Source organism: Stenotrophomonas sp. AC248, from assembly GCF_979258185.1.
The window spans coordinates 1,952,200-1,976,814 of the sequence record NZ_OZ409840.1 but is presented as its reverse complement, the minus strand read 5'-3'; the positions used below and the strand labels follow the sequence as shown (position 1 = coordinate 1,976,814).

Below are 24,615 nucleotides of genomic sequence, written 5' to 3'. Positions count from 1 at the left end.
ACTTCCGGGGGTGCAGCGCCGCGCCAAGGGCTGCGGCACTGCAGGGACTCGCGTTCCGTCGCGATGCCGCCGGGGGCACCGGCGGCGGCGGATCAGGCCTTGGCCTGCGCCATCAGGGTCACGAAACGGTCGAACAGCGGTGCCACGTCGTGCGGACCCGGCGAGGCTTCCGGATGGCCCTGGAACGAGAACGCCGGCACGTCGGTGCGTGCGATGCCCTGGTTGGTGCCATCGAACAGCGAGCGGTGGGTCACGCGCAGGGTGGCCGGCAGCGTGGCTTCATCCACCGCGAAGCCGTGGTTCTGCGAGGTGATCATCACCCGGCCATCGTCCAGGTCCTGCACCGGGTGGTTCGCGCCGTGGTGGCCGTGGCCCATCTTGACCGTCTTGGCACCGGAGGCCAGCGCCAGCAGCTGGTGGCCCAGGCAGATGCCGAACACCGGCAGCTTCTTGTCCAGGAACACCTTGATCGCCTCGATGGCGTAGTCGCACGGTTCCGGGTCACCCGGGCCGTTGGACAGGAACACGCCGTCCGGGTTCATCGCCAGCACGTCGGCGGCCGGGGTCTGCGCCGGCACCACGGTGATGTCGCAGCCACGCTCGGCCAGCATGCGCAGGATGTTGAGCTTTGCGCCGAAGTCGTAGGCCACGACCTTGAACTTCGGGGCGGCGCTGACGAACTCGTTGTTGTCCAGGTCCAGCTGGCCTTCGGTCCACGGGTAAGCCTTGTCGGTGCTCACCACCTTGGCCAGATCCATGCCCTTCAGGCCCGGGAACTTGCGCGCTGCTTCCAGGGCGGTCTCCACATTGATGCCGTCACCGGCCATCAGCGCACCGTTCTGGGCGCCGCGCTCACGCAGGATGCGGGTCAGCTTGCGGGTGTCGATGCCGGAGATGGCCACCACGCCGCGCTGCAGCAGCCAGTCCTGCAGCGACACCTGGCTGCGCCAGTTGCTGGGACGGCGCGGCACGTCGCGCACGATCAGGCCGGCAGACCACACCTTGTGGGCCTCGTCGTCCTGGTCGGTCATGCCGGTGTTGCCGATATGCGGGTAGGTCAGCGTGACCATCTGCCGGGCGTAGGAAGGATCAGTCAGCACTTCCTGATAACCGGTCATGGCGGTGTTGAACACCACCTCGCCGACGGACAGGCCGGGCGCGCCTACGGATTCGCCCTCGAATACGGTGCCGTCTTCGAGGACGAGGATTGCGGCTTGGGTCACGGAGATCTCACTTTGGCTACCGATGGGGGCACCGAAGTCACGCCTGCGCTCCACGAAAAAGCGGCTGCAAAAAAGCGCGGACTGCGGTGCGGGACCGGTCCGGCTGTCGTGATTCGGCGAGCGGGAATTGTAAAGGCAAGGGGGCTGCGACGCCAGCGTTTACATGCATGCGCTGACGTACGGGCGCGATCACCGCGCCCGGGGTTCAGCCAGCGCAGCGCTCGTGGCCCCGCCGGGCCGGTCGGTCCGGGTGGCCCGACCGGCCTGTTCAGCCAGCGCGTTCAGCCAGCAACGGCCGGGGCGGCCCCGGCCAGCAGGTCGCGGACCCGGTAGCTGCCGGGCGCGCGGCCGGCCAGCTGGGTGGCGGCAAACAGCGCGCCGCGGGCGAAGATGTCCCGGTTGGTGGCACGGTGGGTCAGCTCGATGCGCTCGCCCAGCCCGGTGAACTGGACCAGGTGCTCGCCCACGATGTCCCCGGCGCGCAGGCTGGCGTAGTGCGGGTCTGCCCCGCCCTTCTGCGCCGCGGCACCCAGCGTCAGCGCGGTCCCGGAGGGCGCGTCCTGCTTGTGCACGTGGTGCGACTCGACGATGTCGCAGTTCCAGCCGGCCAGCGCCGCCGCGGCGCGCTCGACCAGCTCGTCCAGTACCGCCACGCCCAGGCTGAAGTTGGACGCCCACACCAGCGGGATGCCGGCGGCCGCCTGGATCAGCGCCTGGCGCTGCGCCTCGCTGATCCCGGTGGTGCCCGACACCAACCCGGCGCCACGTTCGACGCACAGCGCCAGGATCGGGTCGAAGCCTTCAGGCAGGCTGAAGTCGATGGCCACGTCGAAGGTGGGCGCACCGGCCAGTTCGCTGCTGGCGAAATGCGGCACACCGTCCACCACCCGTTGCGCCGGTGAACGGCGCGTCACCGCGGCGACGATCTGCAGGGAAGCGTGTTCGGCGGCGAGCCGCAGCAGGGCCTGGCCCATGCGTCCGGACGCGCCGTGGATGAGCAAACGAAGAGGGGGAGTGGTCATGCCCGAAGGCTAGCGGTGCGGGCAGGCCTGCACAAGGGCAAATACGGCGCGCATGCTCCCGCTTGCTACCCTGTGCACCTGTTTTTTCAGGCCGTCACCCATGCAGCGTTCGCAGCAACGTGTACGTGTCACCGGCGACACGGTGCGCGACTGACATGCTCATTTCCGAAGTGGCCCGGCGCAGCGGCGCCAGCCAGAAGGCGATCCGCCTGTACGAGGCACGCGGCCTGCTGGCCACGGTGCCACGCGTCAACCGTTACCGCCACTACAGCGAACAGGACCTCAACCTGGTGCTGTTGATCCGCCAGGCACTGGTACTGGGCTTCCGGTTGGCCGACGTGGCCGCGCTGCGCCGCGATGACGGCAGCATCGACTGGGACCAGGTGCAGGCCCTGCTGGCATCACGCCAGCACGCCGTCCGCGCCGAACTGGCGCGGCTGCGGCAGCTCGACACCGCACTGACCGACCTGCGTGCCGAGGTCGCCCTGCTGGCGGCCGACGGACACCACGGCCCGCTCGATGTCTGCCTGACCCAGGGCGCGTGCGTGGCGGCTTGACTCTGCCCCATGGGGCAGACCGTAGCCTGCACCACCCCGCAACGAGCGCCCGCATGTCCCGATCCATCGTCATCCTGCTTGGCCATCCCGACCGCGACAGCCTGTGCGGCGCGCTGGCCGAGCGTTACCAACACGCCGCGTTGGCCGCCGGCCACCAGGTGCAGCTGTTCGCGCTGGGCGAGATCGACTTCGACCCGATCCTGCGCCACGGTTACCGTCAGATCCAGCCGCTGGAACCGGGCCTTGAACAGATCAACGCCGCCATCGCCGCCTGCCAGCACCTGGTGCTGGTGTACCCCACCTGGTGGGGCGGCATGCCGGCGTTGCTCAAGGGCTTCTTCGACCGCGCCTTCCTGCCCGGGGTCGCGTTCCGCTACCGCGCCGATTCGGTGTGGTGGGACCGCCTGTTGGCCGGACGCAGCGCGCGGGTGATCACCACCCTGGACACCCCGCCCTGGTACTACCGCTGGGTATACCGCATGCCGGGGCACCAGCAGATCCGGCGGACGATCCTGGACTTCTGCGGCATCCGGCCCGTGAAGATCAGCGGCTTCGGGCCGGTGCGCAGCGCTTCCGAGGCACAGCGCGAGGCCTGGCTGCAGCAGGCAGAGCGATTGGGCCACCAGGCCCGCTGACGCATCGTAGAGCCGGGCTCTGCCCGGCTTGTGTCAGATCCCCGCGCCATTGGCCGGAGAGCAGCCGGGCAGAGCCCGGCTCTACGCGGCTTGGGTCAGATCCCCGCATCATTGGCCGAAGAGCAGCCGGGCAGAGCCCGGCGCTACGCGCGCTGATTCAGTGCTGTTTCGGGGTGCTCGGGCCGCAGCTGTCACAGCCACCGCAGGCGCCACCGCCGCCGCTGGCCGGGGGCGCGATCTTCCGCCCCAGGGCCTGCAGCCAGGCGGCACGCTGCGGCTTCACCAGCCCCAGCGCGATCGCCCCGCGCGCCTTGCGCACGGTGCCCGGGAACTGCTTTTTCAGCACCACCCAGGCGCTGACCAGCACAATCAGCACCACCACGATGTACTGCAGCAGCAGGCCGGTGCTCATCAGCCGCCGCCCAGTGCCACGGTCACCTGGTAGGTGACCAGCGCGGCAAGATAGGCCGCGGCGAACAGGTAGACGGTGGCAAAGCCCACCTGCTTCCACGAATTGGTTTCACGCTTGATCGTGGCCAGCGTGGAAATGCACATCGGCGCGTAGATGAACCACACCAGCAGCGACAGGCCGGTGGCCAGCGACCAACCATGGGCCACCACCGGGGTCAGCGCCTGGATAGCGGCATCATCGTCGGCAGCGGACAACGCGTAGATCGTGGCCAGCGAGGACACCGCCACTTCGCGCGCGCCCATGCCCGGGATCAGGGCGATGCAGATCTGCCAGTTGAAGCCCAGCGGCGCGAAGATCGTAGTCATGGCATGACCGATCTGCCCGGCAAAGCTGTAGTCGATGGCCGGCATGGTCGCGTTGGCCGGTGCCGCCGGGAACTTCAGCAACACCCACAGCAGGATGGTCAACGACAGGATGATGCCGCCCACGCGCTTGAGGAAGATCATGCCGCGCTCGTACAGGCCGACAGCCAGATCACGCGGGTGCGGAATGCGGTACGACGGCAGCTCCAGCATCAGCGGGTGCTCGCTCTTGTCGCGGCGCCACTTCTTCATCACCCACGACATCGCCAGCGCGCTGAGGATGCCCGCCATGTACAGGCCGAACAGGATCAACCCCTGCTGGCTGACGAAGCCCCACAGGGTCTTGGCCGGAATGAACGCGCCAATCAGCAGCGCATACACCGGCAACCGCGCCGAACAGGTCATCAGCGGTGCCACCAGAATCGTGGCAAGGCGGTCGCGGGGGTCCTGGATGCTGCGCGTGGCCATGATGCCCGGCACCGCACAGGCGAAGCTGGACAACAGCGGGATGAACGACCGCCCGGACAGCCCGGCAGCGGCCATCATGCGATCCAGCAGGAACGCCGCGCGCGGCAGGTAGCCCGATTCCTCCAACGCCAGGATGAAGGCGAACAGGATCAGGATCTGCGGCAGGAACACCACCACCCCGCCCACGCCGGCAATGATGCCGTCGGTAAGCAGACTGGTCAGCGGGCCTTCGGGCAGCACCGTGGCCACAGTCTCGCCCAGCCAGCCGAAGCCGGCCTCGATGCCGTCCATCAGCGGCGTGGCCCAGGCAAACACCGCCTGGAAGATCAGGAACATCACCACCACCAGCGTGATCAGCCCGAACACCGGGTGCAGCAGCCAGCGGTCCAGCGCGTCATCGATCTTCGCGGTGCGGGTGGGCATGCTGACCGACGCGGCCAGGATGCCGCGCACCTGCGCGTGGTAATCCGCGTCCGCATCGGGCAGCGCCACGGGCGCCTGCAGATGCGGCACCATCGCGTCCAGCCGCGCGACCAGCGCCTGGGCACCGTTGCGGCGCACGGCCACGGTCTCCACCACCGGCACGCCCAGCGCCTGCTCCAGCGCCGGTACGTCGATCTTGATGCCACGGCGCTCGGCCGCATCCACCATGTTCAGCGCCACGATCATCGGCTTGCCCAGCTCGCGCAGTTCCAGCGCGAAGCGCAGGTGCAGGCGCAGGTTGGTGGCGTCGATCACGCACAGCAGCACGTCCGGCGCGGCCTCGCCCGGGTAGAAGCCCCGGCACAGGTCACGCGTGATGGCCTCGTCCAGGCTGGCGGGCTGCAGGCTGTAGGCACCCGGCAGGTCGAGCACGGCGAACTCGCGCCCGGACGGCGCACGCAGGCGGCCTTCCTTGCGCTCGACGGTAACGCCGGTGTAGTTGGCCACCTTCTGGCGGCTGCCGGTGAGCTGGTTGAACAGCGCGGTCTTGCCACTGTTGGGGTTGCCCACCAGCGCCACGCGCAGGGGCAGCGCCACCGCGCTCATGCCGCCGCTCCGGCCGGGATCGCGGTGACCAGGATGCGCCGGGCCTCGCTGCGGCGCAGGGCGAAGCGCGTGAACCCGACCTGCACCAGCAGCGGTTCACCGCCCACCGGCCCACGGGCTACCAGACGCACATCCTCGCCCTTGACGAAACCCAGCTCGCGGAGCCGGCGGGCGATCGCATCGTTTGCATGTAGGTCCTGCACGGCGTCCACCAGGGCGGAACCGTGCAGAGGCAGATCGGACAACGTCACGGAGCGCCTTCTTGCCAATCAGGAATGGTTATCAATTCTAGCATCGCCGCGCCGCGTCATTGCCCGTGCCCCATGGCCCGCTATGATCCGTACATGTATGGAGTAACCGCAGGCCCCCCATGAGTGATGCATTACGGATTGAACGCAGTGCCGCGGTACTGACGCTGTGGCTGAACCGCCCCACCCTGCACAACGCCTTCGATGCGGCGCTGATCGCCCAGCTCACCGCCGCGCTGGAAGCGGCCGGCCGTGACGAACAGGTGCGCGCGGTGGTGCTGGCCGGCCAGGGCGCCTCCTTCTCGGCCGGCGCGGACATGCAGTGGATGCGCGGCATGGCCGCCGCCAGCGAGGACGCCAACCGCGAGGATTCGCTGGCGCTGGCGCGGCTGATGCGCACCCTGGACGAGCTGCCCAAGCCCACCATCGCACGGGTCCAGGGCGCCGCCTTCGGTGGCGGGGTGGGCCTGGTGGCCTGCTGCGACATCGCCATTGCCAGTACCAGCGCCCGCTTCGGCCTGACCGAAAGCCGGCTGGGCCTGCTGCCGGCGGTGATTTCCCCCTATGTGATCGACGCGATCGGCCCGCGCCAGGCCCGTCGCTGGTTTGCCACCGGCGAGCATTTCGACGCCGAAACCGCGCTGCGGATCGGTCTGGTGCACCAGTTGATCGAACCTGAACGCATCGACGAGGCGGTCCAGCGCCAGCTGGGCCTGCTGGACAAGGCCGGCCCGGTGGCGTCGGCGTCGGCCAAGGACCTGGTGCGCCGGGTCAGCGTGGGCCGCGACCGCGACGCGCTGGACCGTGACAACGCCGCGCTGATCGCGCGCCTGCGGGTGTCGGCCGAGGGCCAGGAAGGCCTCGGCGCGTTCCTGGACAAACGCGCCCCGCATTGGGTCACCCAGGACTGAGGACACGCACATGCTCGACCATATCGGTATCCGCTGCGCCGACTTCACGCGCAGCCTGGCGTTCTTCCAGCAGGCCCTGGCCCCGCTGGGCATCCGCGTGGTGATGCAGGTCAGCGCCGAACAGACCGGCGACCATGACCATGCCGGCTTCGGCCGCACCGGCAAGCCGGACTTCTGGATCGGCAACGCCCCCGGCGCCCACGGCGGCGTGCACGTGGCCTTCAGTGCCGACAGCCGCGAGGCGGTGGATGCGTTCCACCGCGCCGCGCTCGCGGCCGGTGGCCAGGACAATGGCGCGCCGGGCATCCGCGAGTACTACCACCCCAGCTACTACGGGGCCTTCGTGCTCGACCCGGACGGCAACAACATCGAAGCGGTCTGCCACCGCCCGGGCTGAGCACCCCGGTCGCCCCCGACGACCGCGCTCCCCACCGCGGGCTGGCCGCTTTGTCGCCCAGCCCGCGTATCCCCCTTTCGTGGCCCGCCGGGGAACGCGGGCCACCCTCTTTCCCCTGGTATCCCTGTGACCCGACCCCTGCCCCTTCTGCAGCCTGCTGTGCGCCGTCCCGTCCGCCGGGAGGCCTGCCATGGATGATTTCGTCCGCATCGTCGAAGTCGGCCCGCGTGACGGCCTGCAGAACGAAGCCCAGCCGGTGGCCACCGCCGACAAGATCGAGCTGATCCGGCAGCTGTCGCTGACCGGCCTGCGCACCATTGAAGCCACCAGCTTCGTCAGCCCGCGCTGGGTGCCGCAGCTGGCCGACGCCGCCGAGGTCTACGCCGGCATCGCGCATCGCCCCGGCATCGCCTACCCGGTGCTGGTGCCCAACGAACAGGGCTACGACCGTGCCCGCGCCGTGGGCGTTTCGGAAGTGGCGGTATTCACTGCGGCGTCGGAAACCTTCAACCGCACCAACACCAACGCCGGCATCGACGAATCGCTGGCCCGCTTCGCGCCGATCCTTGAGCGCGCCAAGGCCGACGGGGTCAACGTCCGCGGCTACGTCTCCACCGTGCTCGGCTGCCCCTACCAGGGCGAAGTGGCGGTCAGCGAGGTGGTCCGGGTGGCACGCGCCCTGCACGACATGGGCTGTTACGAAATCTCGCTGGGCGACACCATCGGCGTGGGCACCCCGCGCAAGGCGCGCGCGATGCTGCACGCGGTGGCAGCCGAACTGCCGATGTCGGCGCTGGCCGTGCATTTCCATGACACCTACGGCCAGGCGCTGGCCAACATCGATGCGTGCCTGGAGGAAGGCGTGCGCGTGGTCGATTCGGCCGTGTCCGGCGCGGGCGGCTGCCCGTACGCCAAGGGCGCAAGCGGCAATGTCGCCAGCGAAGACGTGGTGTACCTGCTGCACGGCATCGGCATGCGCACCGGCATCGACCTGCCGGCGCTGGCCGCGACCGGCCGCTGGCTGGCGGCGCGGCTGGGCCGCGAGACCGGCAGCAAGGCCGGCAAGGCGCTGGCGGCCACATGAGCCGCCGCGGCCCGCGCAGGGACGTTGCGGCCGGTGATCACCTCACCGCCCACGTCCACGCGCTGGCCGCCATGGATCGCGCCCTGGCAAGCCCGCCGGGCGAGGCCGACCTGCGCACCCTGCTGCGCGAGGTGCAGCAGGCCCTGCAGGAAGCGATGGACGACCGCCAGCTGGCACTGCGCCGCTACACCGCCCTGTTCGATGCCGTGCCCGACCCGGTCAGCATCCTGAGCGAATCGGGCGTGGTGCTGGACCTCAACAAGGCCGGCGTGCGCGCCTATGGCCGCCCGCGCGAGGACATCGTCGGGCAGCCGATCGAACTGCTCAACCCGGACCTGCCCAACGACCACCTGGACCCGGTGTGGGAAGCGCTGCACCGGGGCGAAACCTACGTCATCGAAGTCACCAACATGCGCGGCGACGGCAGCCGCTTCCCGGTGGAGGTGCACTCGGCCGGGTTCGAGCACCAGGGCGAGCATTGCATCGTGGCCGTGGCGCGCGACCTGAGCAGCCGCTGGCAGGCCGAATCGCGCTACCGCCTGCTGATGGAGTCGATCGACAAGGGCGTGGTCCTGTTCGACAGCCACCTGCGCGTGGTCTCGGCCAACCCGGCCGCGCACCGCATCCTGGGCACCCCCGGCAACGGCGGCAGCCTGCAGGCGATGCTGGCCCCGGACGACTGGATCTGCGTGGACGAACACGGCCACCCGCTGACCCGCGAGCAATGGCCTGCGGCGGTCTCGCTGCGCACCGGCCGGATCATCCGCAGCACCATCGTCGGGCTGTACCACCGCCCGCGCGGCCGCATGATCTGGATCTCCACCACCAACGTGCCGGTGTTCGGCACCGGCCGCGACTGCCCGGACCACGTGTTCGGCATGTTCAGCGACATCACCGAACTCAAGCGCACCAATGCCCTCTTCGATCGCGCCCAGTCGCTGGCACACATCGGCGGCTGGGAGTGGGACCGCGGCCTGCAGCGGCTGTACCTCACCGACGAGGCCAATCGCATCCTGGGCCAGGAGCTGCCGCTGCACGACATGGCGCACCTGCTGGAATGCCTGCGCGTGGACGACCGCTCGCAGCTGCAGCAGGCGCTGCTGGACGTGATCGACAAGCAGGTGCCGTTCGAGCTGGAGCTGCAGGGTCAGCGCGGCGACGGGCATTCGTTCTGGGTACGCATGATCGGCGAAGCCGAAGCCGGCGACGTGGATGCCGCGCGCATCGCCGGCACCGTGCAGGACATCACCGCGCGCAAGCAGGCCGAGGAAACCCTGCGCATCCAGGCCCGTACTGATCCGCTCACCGGCATCATGAACCGCGATGCGGTGCTCAACGACCTGGCCGCTCGCATGGCCAACCCCACCCATTGCCGGGTGGCCGTGCTGTACATCGATCTGGACCGGTTCAAGACCGTCAACGACCTGCTGGGCCACAACGCCGGCGACGAACTGCTGATCGATGCCACCCGCCGCATCGCCACCGCGATCGGTACCGAAGGGCTACTGGCGCGCTTCGGCGGCGACGAATTCCTGGTGGTCTGCGACACCCGCGACCAGGCCGACCAACCCGAGCGTCTGGCCGAGGCGATCACGCGCGGGTTCAGCACGCCGTTCCGGTTCGGCAGCGACGAATTCGCGGTGACCACCAGCATCGGCATCGCCCGCGCGCCGCAGGACGGGCTGCGCCCGCAACAGCTGATCCAGAACGCCGACATCGCCATGTACGACTGCAAGCGGCGCACCCGCAACGGCTGGCAGGTGTTCTCCCCGGAGCTGGCGCAGCGCCAGCACGACCGCCTGCAGATCGAAAGCCGCCTGCACCGCGCGCTGGACGACGACGAGTTCCACCTGGTCTACCAGCCGCAGGTCAGCCTGCACGACGGCCGCATGGTGGCCGCCGAAGCCCTGATCCGCTGGCGCAACTCGCAGCTGGGCGAACTGCGCCCGGACATCTTCATCGCCCACGCCGAAAGCACCGGTGACATCGTGCGGATCGGCTTGTGGGTGCTGCGCGAGGCCTGCCGCCAGATCCGCCAGTGGCAGGATGCCGGGCTGGGCATCGTGCGGGTGGCGGTGAACGTGTCCTACCGGCAGTTCGTCGGCGAAGACCTGGCCCGCCACGTGCGCCAGGTACTGGACGAGTTCGGCCTGCCGGGCAGCGCACTGGAACTGGAGTTCACCGAGCGGGTGCTGATCGAGGACGCGCCGGACACCCTGCAGACCTTCGCGCGCCTGCGTGAAATGGGCGTGCAGCTGACCATCGACGACTTCGGTGAAGGCTACAGCGCGCTGAACTACCTGCGCCGGCTGCCGATACACGGGCTCAAGCTGAGCCAGCTGTTCGTCGAGGGCGTGCCGGGCAACCGCTCCGACGAGGCAGTGTGCGAGGCGGTCTGCGGCATCGCGCGCAGCCTGGGGCTGGGCCTGGTGGCCGAGGGCATCGAATCGGAGCCGCAGCGGCGTTTTCTGCAGGCGCTGGGGGTCACGGTCGGGCAAGGGTTCCTGTTCGCGCCCGGACTGGCACCGGATGAATTCGCCCGGCGCCTGACACCCCGTCACTGAGCCCGGCGCGCAGCGCACAACAGCGGCACCCCCGGCTTCCGCTAGAATCGGCGGTTCCTGATCCAGCGGAACCTTGCGATGCAGCTGTCTTCTGTCCGTGCCGTCATCACCGGAGGCGTCTCCGGCCTCGGCCTGTCCGTGGCCCAGTTCCTGGTTGCCCATGGCGGCAAGGTGGCCCTGTTCGATCTCAATGACGACAAGGGCGCGGCCGCCGTGGCGGCGCTTGGCGCCGACAACGCGCGCTACTTCACCACCAACGTCAGCGACGAGGCGGCCGTGGCCGCGCAGATCGACGCCGCACACGACTTCCTGGGCGGCTTGAATGTCGCCATCAGCTGCGCGGGCATCCTGGGTGCCGGCCGCGTGCTGGGCAAGGAGGCGCCGATGCCGCTGGCCAACTTCCAGACCACGGTGATGGTCAACCTGGTGGGCAGCTTCAACGTGGCCAAGGCCGCGGCCAACCGCATGCAGCACAACACCCCCGGCGACGACGGCGAGCGCGGGGTGATCATCAACACCGCCAGCGTGGCCGCCTACGAGGGCCAGATCGGCCAGGCCGCGTATTCGGCCTCCAAGGGCGGCGTGGTCAGCATGACCCTGCCGATGGCGCGTGAGCTGTCGCGCTTCGGCATCCGCGTGATGACCATTGCCCCGGGCATCTTCTGGACCCCGATGGTCGATGGCATGCCGCCGGCCGTGCAGGAATCGCTGGCGGCCTCGATCCCGTTCCCGCCGCGCCTGGGCAAGCCCGACGACTTCGCCGGCCTGGTCGGCCATATCCTGGGCAACACCTACCTCAACGGCGAAACCATCCGCCTGGACGGTGGCGTGCGCCTGGCGCCCAAGTAAACAGACACCCATCCCGCCGGGTGCCCGGACAGGCACCCTGACCTCCCACGAACCGACCTTCATTCCATGAAAGCCAACGACATCAAGAAAGGCAACGTCGTCGAATACAACAACGGCGTCTACCAGATCCGCGACATCGAGCGCAGCTCGCCGCAGGGTCGCGGCGGCAACGTCCGCTTCCGCTTCATCATGTACAGCGTGCCGGGCGGCAACAAGCTCGATGCCAGCTTCGATGCCGACGACAACCTGCCCGAAGTCGAACTGCTGCGCCGCCAGTCCACGTATTCCTACAAGGACGGCGACGCGTTCGTGTTCCTGGACGACGAGGACTACACCCCGTACATGGTCGACGCGGAAGTGCTGGGCGATGACGCCGGTTACATCACCGATGGCCTGACCGGCATCTACGTGCAGGTGATCGACGAGACCCCGGTGGGCGTGCAGCTGCCGACCAGCGTGGTGCTGGAAGTGGTCGAAACCCCGCCGGAAATGAAGGGCGGCACCGCCACCAAGCGCCCGAAGCCGGCCAAGCTCAGCACCGGCATTGAAATCATGGTGCCCGAGTACATCGCCAACGGCGAGCGCGTGCTGGTCAACACCGCCACCGGTGAGTTCGCCGGTCGTGCCGACTAAGCGCCTGGCGCTGGTGGGCTGCCTGTCCCTGCTTGCGGCGTGTTCGCCGCAGGCAGGCGACAGCGGCACGCACCCGGTCGACGCGGTGCCGGCCGCCGCAGCTCCCGTAGCGGCCACGCCTGCACCCGCGACGGAGGAGGCACCCGATGTTGCCGTAGCCGCCGCCGCCGATGCACCGCCCGATGCGGATGCGGATGCCGACGAGGACGTCGGCATGCCCGACCTGGAGCAGCTGGAACGCGCACGCGCTGCTGCGGGCTGCGAGGTGTCCGGCGACGTGGGTAACCTGGCCGACATCCGCATCTACTGCGCGATGCCCGCCGATGTGCGCGCCTTCCTCGAACGCGAAAACACGTGCCAGCACTTCGCCGGCGAAGAGCCCTACGACGAGGAACGCCGCCAGGAGCTGGAACAGGCCTCAGCGGAGTACTGCGACGGCCGCGAGCGGATCTTCGCGGCACTGTACGAACGCCATCACGACGAGTGCAAAATCCGCCACGCATTGCGCGGCGTCGGCAAGCGCTACGACCTGTTCACCGGTCCGGTACCGGCGGCCGACTGCCAGCCGTAGCGGCGACGCGTATGCGGCTGGCGTTTACGGCTTGGCGGCCAGGGCCGGAGCCCCGGCAAAATCCCCACAGCCGTGATACTGGCGGGCGCCCACGGTCAACATGGCCGTGGCACCGAACGCCTGCCCACTCATGTCGTCCTGGCACACCGTGCGCTGGAAGGTCAGCTTGACCGGCGTGCCGTCTGCGGCCGTGCCCGACCAGCCATCCTTGCCCTGGGTCGGCGCTGCGATCTCCAGCGTGCGCTGCCCGTAGTCGGTTTCCACGCGCAGGTGCGGCGTGGCGCCGGCGGCCACTTCGGCCAGCCAGCCCGGCTCGTTGCCGGTGGCGCGGAAGCCGGCCGCGGTGGCGTCCTGCGCGGTCGGCAGCGGCGCTGCAGCGCCCTGTTCACCACTGCCCGTGCAAGTGCGATCCGGCTCGCCCTTCAACTGCAACGTGCCTTCGGTGGTGCCCTTGGTCCAGAAGACATTGCCCTGCCCGTCACCGTAGCGCGCGCCGGACGCTGCCGGTTCCGATGCCATCGGGTAGGTGCGACCTTCCACCACCACGCTGGCCGAATCCTGGCCGCGGTAGGTGGCCTGCACGGCGACGTCGCCACACTGGAACGCGTAGCTGCGTTCGTCGGAGGTGGCAGCGGCCATGGGCGGCGGCGCCTCGCCCGCACCCGCCTCGCTGGCGTTGCCCTCGGCACGTTGCGCGGGCTGGCAGGCGCTCAGGCCGGTGGCGATGGCCAGGCTGAAAAGCCACGGGGATGCACGCATGTTGGACTCCTTGCGGTTGTTGCGTTCAGCGAACCATCCTAGCCCGCAGCCTGCAGCAGGAGGTGAAGCAGCCCTGACTCCATGGGCTGCAGCATCGGTTCAGACCCCGCGCGGCGGCAGCAGTCCGATTGACAGCAGGTGCACGCCGGCCGCGTTCGATGCGCTGGCCCACACCCGCAGCAGGCGCAGCGCACGCGCGTGCTCGCCGGCCGCGTCGGCATAGCGCAGCCGCACGTCGCTGGATACCAGGGTGAGCTGCCCGCACACCAGCGGTTCCACCGCAGCCTGCTCTAGCGCGGTGATCCGCAGCTGTCCAGTTGACCACGCCGTCAGACAGGGATGGGCGCCCAACCACTGCCCTGCCCCGTCGCTGAAAAACAGGGACGGCGACAGCCAGACCTGCAGTGCGTCCACGTCCTGCGCCAACAGCAGCTGCAGCACCTGCGCCTCGGCCGTTGCGATGGTGTGTTCAAGCACGGTCGTGCTCATGTCATTCCTCCCGGCGTCGCCGCCATGGCCAGCGCCAGCGGCGTGCGCCCTGCACCAGTACGTAGAACAGCGGCACGAAGAACACCGCCAGCACGGTGGCGGTCAGCATCCCGCCAAATACCCCGGTGCCGATCGCATGCTGGGTTTCGGCCGACGCGCCGGTGGCCAGCATCAACGGCACCACGCCCAGCGCGAACGCCAGCGACGTCATCAGGATCGGGCGCAGCCGCAGACGTGCCGCCTCGATCGCCGCGTCGACCAAGCTATGCCCCTGCAACTGCAGTTGGCGCGCGAACTCCACGATCAGGATCGCGTTCTTGGCCGACAGCCCGATCACGGTGATCATCCCGACCTTGAAAAACACATCGTTGGGCAACCCGCGTAACAGCACGGCCGCCACCGCGCCCAGCAGGCCCAACGGCACCACCAGCAACACCGCCGCCGGGATCGACCAGCTTTCATACAGCGCGGCCAGCACCAGGAATACCACCAGCATCGACAGCAGCATCAGCCACGGCGCCTGCGCACCGGAGGCGCGCTCCTGCAGCGACTGCCCGGTCCAGGCCAGTGCGAAGCCGGCCGGCAACTGCCGCGCCAGCCGCTCCATCTCGGCCATGGCCTGGCCGCTGGACGCGCCTGCTGCCGCATTGCCGGACAGGCTGAGCGACGGGAAGCCCTGGTAGCGTTCCAGCTGCAGCGGCGTCTGCGACCACACCGGGGTGACCAGCTCGGCCAACGCCACCATGCCGCCGTTGGCATTGCGCACGTGCAGCTTGAGCACGTCGTCCACCTGCATGCGGTGCGGTGCGTCGGCCTGCACGATCACCTGCTGCAGGCGGCCTGCATTGGGGAAATCGTTGACGTACTGCGAGCCCATCGCCGCCGACAGCGTGTCGCTGATCGCACTGAAGCCCACGCCCATGGCCTGCGCCTTGTGCCGGTCGATCTCCAACCGCACGGTGCTGCCCGATGGCAGGCCTTCGGCATGCACGTCGCGCAGCAGCGGGCTGGCGGCGGCCAGCGCCAGCAGCTGCTGCTGTGCCGCCTGCAGCTGCGCCTGGCTCTGGCCGGTACGCGCCTGCAGGCGCAGGTCGAACCCGGACGAGGTGCCCAGGCTGTCGATGGCCGGCGGGGTCACCACGATCACCTGACCTTCCGGCGCAGCGGCCATGGCCTGCTGCGCGCGTTCAACCTCGTCGGCCACGGTGGCACCGGCGCGCGCGTCCCAATCGTTGAGCATGGTGTAAGCCATGGCCGCGTTCGGCCCCGACCCGGCGAAGCTGTAGCCCATGATCGCCTGGTTGGAGGCGATGCCCGGACGCGCGGCGATGTGTGCCTCGTAGCGTTGCATCACCTCCAGGGTGCGCTCGGCGGTGGCATCGGCCGGCAGCTGGATGGAGGTCATGAAGTAGCCCTGGTCCTCTTCGGGCAGGAACGCGCCGGGCAGCAGATGCAGACCCAGCCCCAGCGCCACCACGAGTGCGGCGAACACGGCCATGCTGCGTCCACCGCGCTGCAGGATGCGCACCACGCGCCCCTGGTAGCCGTCGGTCATGCGCGCCATGCCGCGGTTGAACGCGCCGAAGAAACCACCACGCCCGTGGTGGCCGCGCGTGCTCGGCTTGAGCAGCGTGGCGCACAGCGCCGGCGTCAGGGTCAGCGCCAGCAGCGCCGAGAACAGGATCGATACCGCCATGGCCAGGCTGAACTGCCGGTAGATCGCGCCCACCGACCCATCGGCGAGCGCCATCGGAATGAACACCGCGGTGAGGACCAGGGTGATGCCGATCACCGCACCGGTGAGCTCCTTCATCGCCTTGGCGGTGGCCTCGCGTGGCGGCAGGCCTTCTTCGGCCATGATCCGCTCGACGCCTTCCACCACCACGATGGCATCGTCGACGATGATGCCGATCGCCAGGACCATGCCGAACATGGTCAACACGTTGATCGAGAAGCCGGCCGCCAGCATCACCGCGAAGGTGCCCAGCAGCGCGATCGGCGCCACGATGGCCGGGATGAGCGTGTAGCGGATGTTCTGCAGGAACAGGTACATCACAGCAAACACCAGCACCATCGCCTCGACGAGGGTAATCAGCACTTTCTGGATCGAGATCGCCACGAACGGCGCGGTGTCGAATGGCACCGTGGACTGCATGCCCACCGGCAGGGTGGGTTCGAGTTCGGCCATGCGCGCACGTACCGCGCCGGCCACCTTCACTGCGTTGGCCCCGGGCGACAACTGGATGGCCGCCGCGGTTGCCGGCGCGCCGTTCTCACGGGTGGACCATGCATAGCTTTCTGCGCCCAGCTCGACCCGCGCCACGTCACCGATGACCACCCGGGAGCCGTCCGGATTGGCCCGCAGCACGATGGCGGCGAACGCCTCGGGCGTGCTCAGCTGGCCTTCCACGGTGAGGGGAATGGTGACCCGCTGGCCCGGCAACGCCGGCGAATCGCCGACCCGGCCGGGGGCGATCTGCGCGTTCTGTTCGCTGATCGCGGTGGTCAGGTCGCCCAGGGTGAGGCGGTAGGCCACCAGCTGTGCCGGGTCGACCCAGATCCGCATGGCACGTTCGGCACCGAACAGCTGCACACGGCCCACGCCATCGATGCGCCGCAGTTCTTCGACGATGTTGCGCGCCATGTAGTCGCTCAGGGCCACTTCGTCGAGGCGGCCATCGGTGGAGCGCAGCCCGACCAGCATCAGGAAGCCCGAATCGGCGGCCTCCACGCCAAGGCCGTTCTGGCGCACCGCCTGCGGCAGCCGCGATTCGATCGCCTTGATGCGGTTCTGGACGTCCACCTGGGCCAGCTCCGGATCGGTGCCCGGGCGGAAGGTAGCGGTAATGGAGGCCTCACCCGAGGTATCGGTGGACGAGGAGAAATACAGCAGGTGCTTGACCCCGGACAGCTCGCGCTCGATGAGCCCGACCACGGCATCGTTCATGGTCTGCGCCGATGCCCCGGGATAGCTGGCATAGATGCTGATGCTGGGCGGCGCAACGCTGGGATAGCGCTCGATCGCCAGGCGCGGAATGGCCAGCGCACCGGCCAGCACCACGAAAATAGCCAGCACCCACGCAAACACGGGGCGCTCAATGAAAAACTGCGGCATGCAACATCCTCTCGCCGTCGCACCGCGGCGAAAGCAGCCGGTGCAGTGGCATCGTCATCCACAAAAAAGATTCTTCGTCGTACTGCGGGATTGCTCAGGCCACTGCGATGCAAGAGCAAGAGCAAGAGCAAGGGCAAGGGCAAGGGCAAGAGCTACTGTCCGCGCCTGCACCGGGCTGGGCAGGTGCGGGTGGGGTTGCGGGACACGCTGCAAGTACATCCCTGTAAGCTCCGTCGCCGCATCCATGCGGCTCAGGGTCCCGCAACCCCACCCGCACCAGCCCCTGACACATGGCTGGCGCGCACAGGAAAGCAGAGCTTCCACTGCACCTGCGGCATTCGCTCCACAAGACCAAAGACAGAGGACCCCACGTCGATTGGATCGCGACAGGTGCCGAGAAACGCCGCCGTTGCACTTCGCTCGCCCAAGGCCACCAGCCCAGTGTCGAGGGTCGGGGTGGGTGGGTTCACGGGACCCTGAGCGCCATGGATGGCGCGACGGAGCCTACACGGACGTACTTGCGGCGTGTCCCGTGAACCTACCCGCCCCGGCCCAGCCACAGAGCAGGTGCTGAAGGCAGCTCTGGCCTTTCAGCTTTCGCTTTTCGCCTTCACACCAGCAGCAGCCGGCTGCCAAGGCCGGGCCGTCACCGCCATCCCTTCCTGCAACCGCTCCTGCCCTTCCACCACCACCCGCTCGCCCGCCTGCAGCCCGTGGCTCACCACGTACTCCCGGCCCACCAGACCATCCACCTCGATCGTCCGGATCACCGCCTTGCCCTCCTTACCCACCACCCACGCATACGACTGCCCGCCCGTACTACGCAGCACCGACTGCTGCGGCACCAACAACGCACCCACCTGCACCCCGCGCGGCACCCGCGCCCGCACGAACATCCCCGGCAACAACCGCCGCGCCGGATTGTCCACCACGATCCGCAACACAATGTCGCCCGTCTCCGCGTCCACATTGATCCCCGAAAACAGCATCCGCCCCTGCTCCACATACGGCGTCCCGCCCGTACCCAGCAGCGTTACCGGCAAACCTTTCGCCGCATCCAGCTGACCGGCCACCACCGCACGCTGAATACCCTCCAGCATCGATGCTGGCTGCCGCACATCCACGTACACCTGGTCCAACTGCTGCACCACCGCCATCGGCGTCGCATCGCTCGCCGTTACCAGCGCCCCTTCGGTCACCAGCGCCTGATCGATACGCCCCGCGATCGGCGACTCCACCGTCGCATAGCGCAGATCCAACTGCCGCCGCGCCAGCGTCGCACGCGCCTGTGCCACGTCCGCCACCGCCTGCTGGTGCTCGGCATGCGCATCGTCGCGCGCCTGCTGACTCACCGCCTGCGCCGCCGCCAGCGAACCCAGCCGCTCCGACTGCACCCGCGTCCGCGCCACCGCCGCCTCACTGCGCTGCAGCAACGCCCGCGCACTGTCCACCTCCGCACGGAACGCCGCCGGGTCGATCTGGAACAACGGCGTACCCGCCTGCACCTCCGCCCCCTGCGCGAACAGCCGCCGCTGCACGATCCCGCCCACCTGCGCGCGGATCTGCGCCGTACGCACCGCCGCCACACGCCCCGGCAACTCATCGTCGCGCTGCACCGTCGCAGGCGAAAGCGACACCACGCTCACCTCCGGCACCGCCACCGGCGCCGCCTCGTCCTTGGCACATGCCGCAAGCATGACCGCAAGCACCGCCCATACAGCGGTTTGAATCCTGTTGGTTTTCATCAGCTGCACAGGGCCACACGCGCGGCCAGAATCATGAATGGCGAAGTCTGCGGCGCCTGCGTGGGGTTTCGATGGAGGAACTGTGGAGATACGATGGAGCACAAGCACCTTCTGGCCCTGCCCCGCATGCACGCCACCGATTCGCCCAGCGCCGCCGCGCACTGGGACCGCTCGCTCAACGCGCTGGTCCTGATCGTCGAAGACGAACCGGAAATCGCCGACATCGTTGCCGCCTACCTCCATCGCGAAGGCCTGCGCACCGTGCGCGCGCAGGACGGGATCGGCGCCCTGGCCCTGCACCGCAGCGCCCGCCCCGACCTGATCCTGCTCGACGTGCAGATGCCCGGCATGGACGGCTGGACCGTGCTCAACACCGTGCGCCAGCGCGGCGACACCCCGGTCATCATGCTCACCGCCCTGGACCAGGACCTGGACAAGCTCACCGCACTGCGCATGGGCGCCGACGACTACGTGGTCAAACCGTTCAACCCGGCCGAAGTGGCCGCGCGCGTGCGCGCCGTCCTGCGCCGCACGCTCAATGCGCGTGGCCCGGCCAAACCCGGCATCCTGCGCGTTGGCAGGTTGGTGATCGACCCCGAAACCCACGCCGTACACGTCGAGGGCGACGGCTACAGCCACGAACTGCTGCTCACCCTGACCGAGTACAAACTGCTGCACTGCATGGCGCTGGCCCCGTCACGGATCTTCAGCCGCAGCGAACTCATGCACGAGTGCCTGCCCGAGAGCGAAGCCCTGGAGCGCACCGTGGACAGCCATGTCAGCAAGCTGCGCCGCAAGCTGGATGACGTGGGCCTGGGCAACGTGCCGGCCAGCGTGCGCGGCGTAGGCTACCGGCTGGCGGCCGACCACTGATGCGCCGCCCGGGCCTGAGCCGGCACATCGTGGTGTCGATGTCGCTGATGGTGCTGGCGGTGATCGTGATGGTGATCCTCAGCTCCTACCTGCTGTACGCGGTACTGGTGAACTTCTACCCCTACGCCGAAGAACCCACCGGCTGGGCCCCCACCGGCCCCGAACTGGTGTGGATGGCCGCGGTTACCCTGCTGGGCCTCGCCGTGGCCGTGGCTGCCTCGGTACGGCTGTCGCAGCGCATCCTGACCCCGCTCAATTCGGTGGTGGACAGCATCGGCAAGCTGGCCGGCGGCGACCTTGGCGCGCGGGCCGCCGCCAGCGACCGCTCGCTGGGCGAGGTGGCGCTGCTGGTGGACGACTTCAATGCCATGGCGCGCCGCCTGCAGAACATGGATGCCGACCGGGTGATGTGGCACGCCGCGATCGCCCACGAACTGCGCACCCCGGTGACCATCCTGCGTGGCCGCCTGCAGGGCCTGGCCGAGGGGGTGTTCCAGCCCGATGAAGCCCAGTTCCGCAGCCTGCTGGCGCAGGTGGAAGGCCTGTCCCGGCTGATCGAAGACCTGCGCGTGCTGAGCCTGGCCGACAGCGCGCGGCTGGACGTGCGCCGCGCGCGCAGCGACGTGGTGCATGAAGTGCATTCGGTCATGACCCTGGTCGATCCTGGCTTCCGCAGCGGCGGTTTCGTGCTGGAACTGGAAACCTCGCGCGAGGAGCATCCGGCCCACTGCGATCCCACCCGGGTGCGCCAGGCCCTGATGGCGCTGCTTGAGAATGCGCGCCGCTACGCCACGCCCGGGCGCGTGCGCATCGCCGTGCATGACACCGCCACCCACGTGCAGGTATCCATCGACGATGAGGGACCGGGCATCGACCCCGCCCTGAGCGCGCACATCTTCGACCCGTTCATGCGCGGCGATGGCTCGCGTTCGCGCCAGCGCGGCGGCAGCGGGTTGGGCTTGGCGGTGGTGAAGGCCATCGCCGATGCCCATGGCGGCCGCGTATCGTGCACCGCCAGTGCGCTGGGCGGCGCACGCTTTGTCATCGAACTGCCGCGTCAGTAGCAGTTTCCTCGCGCGCCAGGGTACGCATGCGCGCGCCCAGCCGGTCCAGGTTGTTCTCGATCGTGACCAGTTCCTGCTGCTGCGCGGCCGGCAGACGCGCGCGCAGCTGCTGTTGCAGCTGCTGCCACGCCGGTACGCCGCGGGCGCTGATGGCCGCGGTGGATGCCGCGGCAGCCGCCTGCTCGCTGCCCAGCGGCAGACCGTAGCCGCCGCCCGGCACCAGCGCCGCCGGGCTGACCAGCTGGCCGGTGTCGTGCAGCAGCGCCATCAAGGTGTCCCGTGCCGGGTCGGCGCCCTGTGCGCGGGTGCCAAGCGTGCGCTTGAGCTGGTCGCGCGCACGCAGTTCCTCGCGTTGGCGTGCCGCCTGTTCCAGCAGCAGCAACGCCGCCGTTGCGCGCAGCCCACCCTGCCCCAGCCACGGTGCACGCTGCGCCGCCGGACGCTGCAGCCATGCGGCCACCTCGGCAGTGTCCAGCGGCAGTTCGGCCCGGGCCACCTCGAACAGCTGCTGGTAGTGATCCTGCGCCGAGGCGAAGTAGTAGCCTTGGCGGGTCGCCTCGGCCCGGTTCTGCAGCACTGTGGGATCGGCGCGTCCCTCCCGGGTCAGGCGTGTCAGCAGGCCACGCGGGGTGATCCGGTTCAGGCCGGGCGTGGCCCAGGCCGGCACGCCTTCCTGCAGCAGCTTGCCGGTTTCCACCGCGCAGTTGTTGCTCACGAACAGGTACCTGCCGTCATAGCTCCAGTGCACCTGGGCCACGCGTTCGAGCAGGCTGGCAATCTCCCCGGGCTGCAGCTGCAGCGGCACCGAGGACAGCCCGCGCAGTTCCAGCTGGGTGTACTCGTTGATCACCTGGTTCAGCGGCAACACGAACAGCCGCGAGGGGTACGAACCGGTGAGCCCGCGCCAACTGGAAATCTGCACATCGCCGACAAACGCGCGGAACGACAGTACCCGGTGGTAGGACAGGTCCATCCGGCAGGCAGGCCCCGGCGCGCGGCCCGGCGCGCAGATCACCAGCCGCAGCATGCTGTGGCCCCAGCGGCTCATCAGCCGGTCGTTGCCCTCGGCGAGCAGGTAGTCCACCGCGTACACGCGGGCCGGATCCAGCTGCAGCAGCGATGCGGCACCCGATGCGTCGTCGGCCTGCACCAACGGCAGACGTGCATCGCAGTCCGGGGCGTGTCCGCTGGCACCGATCTGCGCGGTGAACCATGCATGCACTGCCGGGCGCCGGCAGGCATATGCGGGATCCAGCACGAAATGCTCGGCGTTGACCGCCAGGAACTCGGCCGGGCTGGTCCGCTCGTACTCGTCGGGGCTGCGCGTGCTGAAATGATTGCCGGTGCGACCCAGCCGCCAGGGGCGCTGCTGCCAGCCACTGAGGTCGCGCCATCGCGCGGTCTGCGACCAGCCGCCGCCCGGGGCGCGGTCCAGCACATGGGTAAGCTCATGAATCAGCGCGGCCTGCAGCGCGCGCGGCAGTGGCTCGCCCGTGCGTACGTCATCGAGCAGGTCACGGCGCAGGGTAATCGCGCCACGGCGGGTGCGGCCATGCACGTGTTTTGGAAGGGTGGACGACCAGCCGACCTTTACCGGGCGATCAAAACGGTCCTGCCAGGCGGCAGGTACTACGTGCTGCATGTCCTGCAGTGCACGCTCGGCGGCCAGGATCTGCTGCCCATCAAGTCCGTCCGGCTGCAGCTCTAACTGCAGCGCGGCCTGCGCGAAGGGACAGGCCAACAGCGACGCCAGGGCCGCCCAACGCCAGCGGCGGGCCCGGCGACGCGCCTGCATCAGCGTGCCAGCAGGGTCCGGGCCAACGCCAGATCGCTGGTATCACGCTGCGCGGCATCGTGCTCGCGCAGGTGCAGCAGGGCCGCTTCCAGGCGGGCGCCACGGATGGCCCCGTCGCTGGCAACGAATGCCGCCGCGTCTTCGCGCGCATCGAGCACGATCTTGTCATCGTCCGAGCTGGACGAACCGGCCGACGAGGCACCGGAGGCGGAGCCAGCGGACGAGCCGGCGAAACTGGAGGCCAGCGCCGGCAACGGCAGGGCAAGCACGGCGAGAAGCAGGATCGGACGCATCGTCATGGTGTCGTTCGAAGTGGGAAAGCGCAGAGCGTATAGCCTGCGTGAAGACCTGTCGCGTCCTACAGGTCGAACAGCTTGCCGGGATTCAGCAGCCCTTGGGGATCAAACGCACGTTTGACCGCCTTCATCAAGGCGATTTCCGGCGCACTGCGGGTGCTGTCCAGGTAACCCTTCTTGACCAGGCCGATGCCATGTTCGGCCGAGATGCTGCCATCGAACCGTGCCAGCACCTGGGCCAGCAGCTTGGTCACGTGCTCGCACTGGGTCAGGAATTCCGCATCTTCGGTGGCATCGGGCTTGAGCACGTTGATGTGCAGGTTGCCGTCGCCGATGTGACCGAACCAGACCACGTCGAACTGCGGGTACGCCTGCCCGATCAGCGCCTGGGTTTCGGCCATGAACGCGGGCATCGCCGAGATCCGCACCGACACGTCGTTCTTGTAGGGCTTGTAACGCGCCACCGCTTCGGTGATGCCCTCGCGCAGGCGCCACAGCTGCGCGGCCTGCGCATCGCTGGCACTGACCACGCCGTCACTGACCCAGCCCTGCTCCATGCAGGTCTCGAACGCCGCCATCGCGGCGGCTTCCTGGGCCTCGTCGCCGGCCGCGAATTCGGTGACCACGTAGAACGGGTGCACCTGCTCGAACGGCGCCTGCGCACCGTGCGCCAGCACGTGTTCCAACGCGCGGTCGGTGAAGAACTCGAACGCCTGCAGCTGCATCCGCTCACGGAACGCGGCGAACACCTGCATCAGCACCTCGAAGCTGGGCAGTGCCAGCAGCATCACGTTGCTGGCCGGCGGCGGATCGGTCAGCCGCAGCGTCGCCTCGACGATGACGCCCAGGGTGCCTTCGGAGGCGATCAGCAGCTGGCGGAAATCGTAGCCGCTGGAATTCTTGATCAGGCCCTTGTTGAGCTCCAGCAGCTCGCCACTGGCGGTGACCACCTTCAACCCGGCAATCCACTCGCGGGTGTTGCCGTAGCGGATCACGCGGATGCCGCCAGCGTTGGTGGCGATGTTGCCGCCGATCGAGCACGACCCACGCGCGGCGAAGTCCACCGGGTAGATCAGCCCGTGCTCCCGCGCTGCGTTGTGCACCGCTTCCAGCGCCATACCGGCCTGTACGGTCAGGGTGCGGTCCACCGCGTCGAAGGCCAGCGGCTTGTTCATCCGCTCCAGGCTGAGCACCAGTTCGCCGTTCGCAGCCACCGCGCCACCGGACAGCCCGGTGCGCCCACCCGACGGCACCACCGCCACCTGGTGCGTGCTCGCCCAGCGCAGGATCGCCTGCACCTCGTCCACGCTGCCCGGCAGGGCGATCGCCAGCGGCGCCGGGGTCCAGCGCCGGGTCCAGTCGCGCCCGTAATGCTCCAGATCGGCCGCTTCGGTCGTGAGCCGCAGCCCGGGGCAGTCCTGCAACAGCGAAGAAAGGCGCGGATCGGTCATGGCGGCAAGGCAGGACGAGGTAATTCCCAAGCGTAGCAGACCGCCACGCCGGGCCTGGCCGCC

General features: G+C 69.0%; 23 protein-coding genes. 11 read left to right on the top strand and 12 right to left on the bottom strand.

The window, feature by feature from the left end; genetic code table 11:
- Nucleotides 1-92: 92 nt before the first annotated feature.
- Together carA and dapB are read right to left on the bottom strand one after the other, a co-directional pair.
- The gene (gene carA, locus ACZ0AE_RS09100; protein WP_448133576.1) at nucleotides 93-1,223 is read right to left on the bottom strand and encodes a glutamine-hydrolyzing carbamoyl-phosphate synthase small subunit; all 1,131 of its coding nucleotides are present in this window, start codon (nucleotides 1,221-1,223) and stop codon (nucleotides 93-95) included.
- Between the two features lie 281 nt (nucleotides 1,224-1,504).
- On the bottom strand, nucleotides 1,505-2,245 hold the full coding sequence (gene dapB / locus ACZ0AE_RS09095; RefSeq protein WP_448135772.1) for a 4-hydroxy-tetrahydrodipicolinate reductase: 741 nt from the start codon (nucleotides 2,243-2,245) through the stop codon (nucleotides 1,505-1,507).
- A 155-nt stretch (nucleotides 2,246-2,400) separates the two neighbouring features.
- On the opposite strand from dapB, the gene ACZ0AE_RS09090 reads away from it, so the two are divergent.
- Complete coding sequence (locus ACZ0AE_RS09090) at nucleotides 2,401-2,802, top strand: MerR family transcriptional regulator (protein ID WP_463600887.1); 402 nt, start codon at nucleotides 2,401-2,403, stop codon at nucleotides 2,800-2,802.
- Nucleotides 2,803-2,855: 53 nt separating this feature from the next.
- Complete coding sequence (locus ACZ0AE_RS09085; protein ID WP_463600886.1) at nucleotides 2,856-3,437, top strand: NAD(P)H-dependent oxidoreductase; 582 nt, start codon at nucleotides 2,856-2,858, stop codon at nucleotides 3,435-3,437.
- Between the two features lie 157 nt (nucleotides 3,438-3,594).
- On the opposite strand, the gene ACZ0AE_RS09080 is transcribed toward ACZ0AE_RS09085, so the two are convergent.
- Genes ACZ0AE_RS09080 through ACZ0AE_RS09070 form a run of 3 tightly spaced genes read right to left on the bottom strand, consistent with a single transcriptional unit; the run spans nucleotide 3,595 to nucleotide 5,959 of the window.
- Complete coding sequence (locus ACZ0AE_RS09080; protein ID WP_137189385.1) at nucleotides 3,595-3,849, bottom strand: DUF6587 family protein; 255 nt, start codon at nucleotides 3,847-3,849, stop codon at nucleotides 3,595-3,597.
- Nucleotides 3,849-5,708: a ferrous iron transport protein B gene (gene feoB, locus ACZ0AE_RS09075; RefSeq protein WP_038688581.1), complete on the bottom strand. Its 1,860-nt coding sequence runs from the start codon at nucleotides 5,706-5,708 to the stop codon at nucleotides 3,849-3,851. Before feoB ends, ACZ0AE_RS09080 begins: the two co-directional genes overlap by 1 nt.
- A complete protein-coding gene (locus ACZ0AE_RS09070) occupies nucleotides 5,705-5,959 on the bottom strand; it encodes a FeoA family protein (protein WP_038688583.1) in 255 nt (84 codons plus the stop codon). Before ACZ0AE_RS09070 ends, feoB begins: the two co-directional genes overlap by 4 nt.
- A gap of 119 nt (nucleotides 5,960-6,078) precedes the next feature.
- Between ACZ0AE_RS09070 and ACZ0AE_RS09065 the strand changes: the two genes are divergently transcribed.
- The 7 genes from ACZ0AE_RS09065 to ACZ0AE_RS09035 all read left to right on the top strand — a co-directional run bounded on the left by ACZ0AE_RS09065 (nucleotide 6,079) and on the right by ACZ0AE_RS09035 (nucleotide 12,965).
- A complete protein-coding gene (locus ACZ0AE_RS09065) occupies nucleotides 6,079-6,867 on the top strand; it encodes an enoyl-CoA hydratase-related protein (protein WP_137189384.1) in 789 nt (262 codons plus the stop codon).
- Between the two features lie 10 nt (nucleotides 6,868-6,877).
- A complete protein-coding gene (locus ACZ0AE_RS09060; protein WP_463600885.1) occupies nucleotides 6,878-7,264 on the top strand; it encodes a VOC family protein in 387 nt (128 codons plus the stop codon).
- Nucleotides 7,265-7,454: 190 nt separating this feature from the next.
- A complete protein-coding gene (locus tag ACZ0AE_RS09055) occupies nucleotides 7,455-8,348 on the top strand; it encodes a hydroxymethylglutaryl-CoA lyase (protein ID WP_463600884.1) in 894 nt (297 codons plus the stop codon).
- Nucleotides 8,345-10,912 carry a sensor domain-containing protein gene (locus ACZ0AE_RS09050; protein WP_038688591.1) on the top strand — a complete coding sequence of 856 codons (2,568 nt, stop codon included), beginning with the start codon at nucleotides 8,345-8,347 and terminating at the stop codon, nucleotides 10,910-10,912. Before ACZ0AE_RS09055 ends, ACZ0AE_RS09050 begins: the two co-directional genes overlap by 4 nt.
- A gap of 78 nt (nucleotides 10,913-10,990) precedes the next feature.
- The gene (locus tag ACZ0AE_RS09045) at nucleotides 10,991-11,761 is read left to right on the top strand and encodes an SDR family NAD(P)-dependent oxidoreductase (protein WP_447593385.1); all 771 of its coding nucleotides are present in this window, start codon (nucleotides 10,991-10,993) and stop codon (nucleotides 11,759-11,761) included.
- Between the two features lie 66 nt (nucleotides 11,762-11,827).
- Complete coding sequence (gene yeiP / locus ACZ0AE_RS09040; RefSeq protein ID WP_128098065.1) at nucleotides 11,828-12,394, top strand: elongation factor P-like protein YeiP; 567 nt, start codon at nucleotides 11,828-11,830, stop codon at nucleotides 12,392-12,394.
- Nucleotides 12,384-12,965: a hypothetical protein gene (locus ACZ0AE_RS09035; RefSeq protein ID WP_463600883.1), complete on the top strand. Its 582-nt coding sequence runs from the start codon at nucleotides 12,384-12,386 to the stop codon at nucleotides 12,963-12,965. Before yeiP ends, ACZ0AE_RS09035 begins: the two co-directional genes overlap by 11 nt.
- Before the next feature lie 24 nt (nucleotides 12,966-12,989).
- On the opposite strand, the gene ACZ0AE_RS09030 is transcribed toward ACZ0AE_RS09035, so the two are convergent.
- The 4 genes from ACZ0AE_RS09030 to ACZ0AE_RS09015 form a co-directional block, all read right to left on the bottom strand.
- Nucleotides 12,990-13,724: an MliC family protein gene (locus tag ACZ0AE_RS09030; RefSeq protein ID WP_447593383.1), complete on the bottom strand. Its 735-nt coding sequence runs from the start codon at nucleotides 13,722-13,724 to the stop codon at nucleotides 12,990-12,992.
- Nucleotides 13,725-13,823: 99 nt separating this feature from the next.
- Entirely contained in the window at nucleotides 13,824-14,213 is a 390-nt protein-coding gene (locus ACZ0AE_RS09025) for a nuclear transport factor 2 family protein (protein ID WP_463600882.1), read from the bottom strand.
- A gap of 1 nt (nucleotide 14,214) precedes the next feature.
- On the bottom strand, nucleotides 14,215-17,328 hold the full coding sequence (locus ACZ0AE_RS09020; RefSeq protein WP_463600881.1) for a multidrug efflux RND transporter permease subunit: 3,114 nt from the start codon (nucleotides 17,326-17,328) through the stop codon (nucleotides 14,215-14,217).
- 590 nt (nucleotides 17,329-17,918) lie between these two features.
- Nucleotides 17,919-19,073 (bottom strand): efflux RND transporter periplasmic adaptor subunit, encoded by a 1,155-nt coding sequence (locus tag ACZ0AE_RS09015; protein ID WP_463600880.1) that lies wholly within the window; start codon nucleotides 19,071-19,073, stop codon nucleotides 17,919-17,921.
- A gap of 126 nt (nucleotides 19,074-19,199) precedes the next feature.
- Here ACZ0AE_RS09015 and ACZ0AE_RS09010 point away from each other — a divergent pair, with 126 nt between their 5' ends.
- Both ACZ0AE_RS09010 and ACZ0AE_RS09005 read left to right on the top strand, forming a co-directional pair.
- Entirely contained in the window at nucleotides 19,200-19,946 is a 747-nt protein-coding gene (locus tag ACZ0AE_RS09010) for a response regulator (protein ID WP_102100680.1), read from the top strand.
- The gene (locus tag ACZ0AE_RS09005; RefSeq protein WP_038688605.1) at nucleotides 19,946-21,010 is read left to right on the top strand and encodes an ATP-binding protein; all 1,065 of its coding nucleotides are present in this window, start codon (nucleotides 19,946-19,948) and stop codon (nucleotides 21,008-21,010) included. Before ACZ0AE_RS09010 ends, ACZ0AE_RS09005 begins: the two co-directional genes overlap by 1 nt.
- Here the strand turns inward: ACZ0AE_RS09005 and ACZ0AE_RS09000 are convergent.
- The 3 genes from ACZ0AE_RS09000 to ACZ0AE_RS08990 form a co-directional block, all read right to left on the bottom strand.
- Complete coding sequence (locus ACZ0AE_RS09000; RefSeq protein ID WP_463600879.1) at nucleotides 20,988-22,805, bottom strand: DUF7844 domain-containing protein; 1,818 nt, start codon at nucleotides 22,803-22,805, stop codon at nucleotides 20,988-20,990. The two genes, ACZ0AE_RS09005 and ACZ0AE_RS09000, sit on opposite strands and share 23 nt — an antisense overlap.
- Nucleotides 22,805-23,098, bottom strand: a complete 294-nt coding sequence (locus tag ACZ0AE_RS08995; protein WP_392732939.1) for a DUF2388 domain-containing protein — start codon at nucleotides 23,096-23,098, stop codon at nucleotides 22,805-22,807. Before ACZ0AE_RS08995 ends, ACZ0AE_RS09000 begins: the two co-directional genes overlap by 1 nt.
- A 65-nt stretch (nucleotides 23,099-23,163) precedes the next feature.
- On the bottom strand, nucleotides 23,164-24,552 hold the full coding sequence (locus tag ACZ0AE_RS08990) for an FAD-binding oxidoreductase (protein WP_463600878.1): 1,389 nt from the start codon (nucleotides 24,550-24,552) through the stop codon (nucleotides 23,164-23,166).
- Nucleotides 24,553-24,615: the final 63 nt, after the last annotated feature.

Excerpts from the sequence above, each read along its gene's own strand:
- ACZ0AE_RS09055 (WP_463600884.1), top strand. The coding sequence starts at position 7,455 with ATGGATGATTTCGTCCGCATCGTCGAAGTCGGCCCGCGTGACGGCCTG.
- ACZ0AE_RS09010 (WP_102100680.1), top strand. The coding sequence starts at position 19,200 with ATGCACGCCACCGATTCGCCCAGCGCCGCCGCGCACTGGGACCGCTCG.
- ACZ0AE_RS09005 (WP_038688605.1), top strand. The coding sequence starts at position 19,946 with ATGCGCCGCCCGGGCCTGAGCCGGCACATCGTGGTGTCGATGTCGCTG.
- ACZ0AE_RS09025 (WP_463600882.1), bottom strand. The coding sequence starts at position 14,213 with ATGAGCACGACCGTGCTTGAACACACCATCGCAACGGCCGAGGCGCAG.
- ACZ0AE_RS09050 (WP_038688591.1), top strand. The coding sequence starts at position 8,345 with ATGAGCCGCCGCGGCCCGCGCAGGGACGTTGCGGCCGGTGATCACCTC.
- ACZ0AE_RS09085 (WP_463600886.1), top strand. The coding sequence starts at position 2,856 with ATGTCCCGATCCATCGTCATCCTGCTTGGCCATCCCGACCGCGACAGC.
- yeiP (WP_128098065.1), top strand. The coding sequence starts at position 11,828 with ATGAAAGCCAACGACATCAAGAAAGGCAACGTCGTCGAATACAACAAC.
- ACZ0AE_RS09090 (WP_463600887.1), top strand. The coding sequence starts at position 2,401 with ATGCTCATTTCCGAAGTGGCCCGGCGCAGCGGCGCCAGCCAGAAGGCG.
- feoB (WP_038688581.1), bottom strand. The coding sequence starts at position 5,708 with ATGAGCGCGGTGGCGCTGCCCCTGCGCGTGGCGCTGGTGGGCAACCCC.
- ACZ0AE_RS09015 (WP_463600880.1), bottom strand. The coding sequence starts at position 19,073 with ATGAAAACCAACAGGATTCAAACCGCTGTATGGGCGGTGCTTGCGGTC.
- ACZ0AE_RS08990 (WP_463600878.1), bottom strand. The coding sequence starts at position 24,552 with ATGACCGATCCGCGCCTTTCTTCGCTGTTGCAGGACTGCCCCGGGCTG.
- ACZ0AE_RS09000 (WP_463600879.1), bottom strand. The coding sequence starts at position 22,805 with ATGCAGGCGCGTCGCCGGGCCCGCCGCTGGCGTTGGGCGGCCCTGGCG.
- ACZ0AE_RS09045 (WP_447593385.1), top strand. The coding sequence starts at position 10,991 with ATGCAGCTGTCTTCTGTCCGTGCCGTCATCACCGGAGGCGTCTCCGGC.
- ACZ0AE_RS09020 (WP_463600881.1), bottom strand. The coding sequence starts at position 17,328 with ATGCCGCAGTTTTTCATTGAGCGCCCCGTGTTTGCGTGGGTGCTGGCT.
- ACZ0AE_RS08995 (WP_392732939.1), bottom strand. The coding sequence starts at position 23,098 with ATGCGTCCGATCCTGCTTCTCGCCGTGCTTGCCCTGCCGTTGCCGGCG.
- ACZ0AE_RS09080 (WP_137189385.1), bottom strand. The coding sequence starts at position 3,849 with ATGAGCACCGGCCTGCTGCTGCAGTACATCGTGGTGGTGCTGATTGTG.
- dapB (WP_448135772.1), bottom strand. The coding sequence starts at position 2,245 with ATGACCACTCCCCCTCTTCGTTTGCTCATCCACGGCGCGTCCGGACGC.
- ACZ0AE_RS09065 (WP_137189384.1), top strand. The coding sequence starts at position 6,079 with ATGAGTGATGCATTACGGATTGAACGCAGTGCCGCGGTACTGACGCTG.
- ACZ0AE_RS09060 (WP_463600885.1), top strand. The coding sequence starts at position 6,878 with ATGCTCGACCATATCGGTATCCGCTGCGCCGACTTCACGCGCAGCCTG.
- ACZ0AE_RS09030 (WP_447593383.1), bottom strand. The coding sequence starts at position 13,724 with ATGCGTGCATCCCCGTGGCTTTTCAGCCTGGCCATCGCCACCGGCCTG.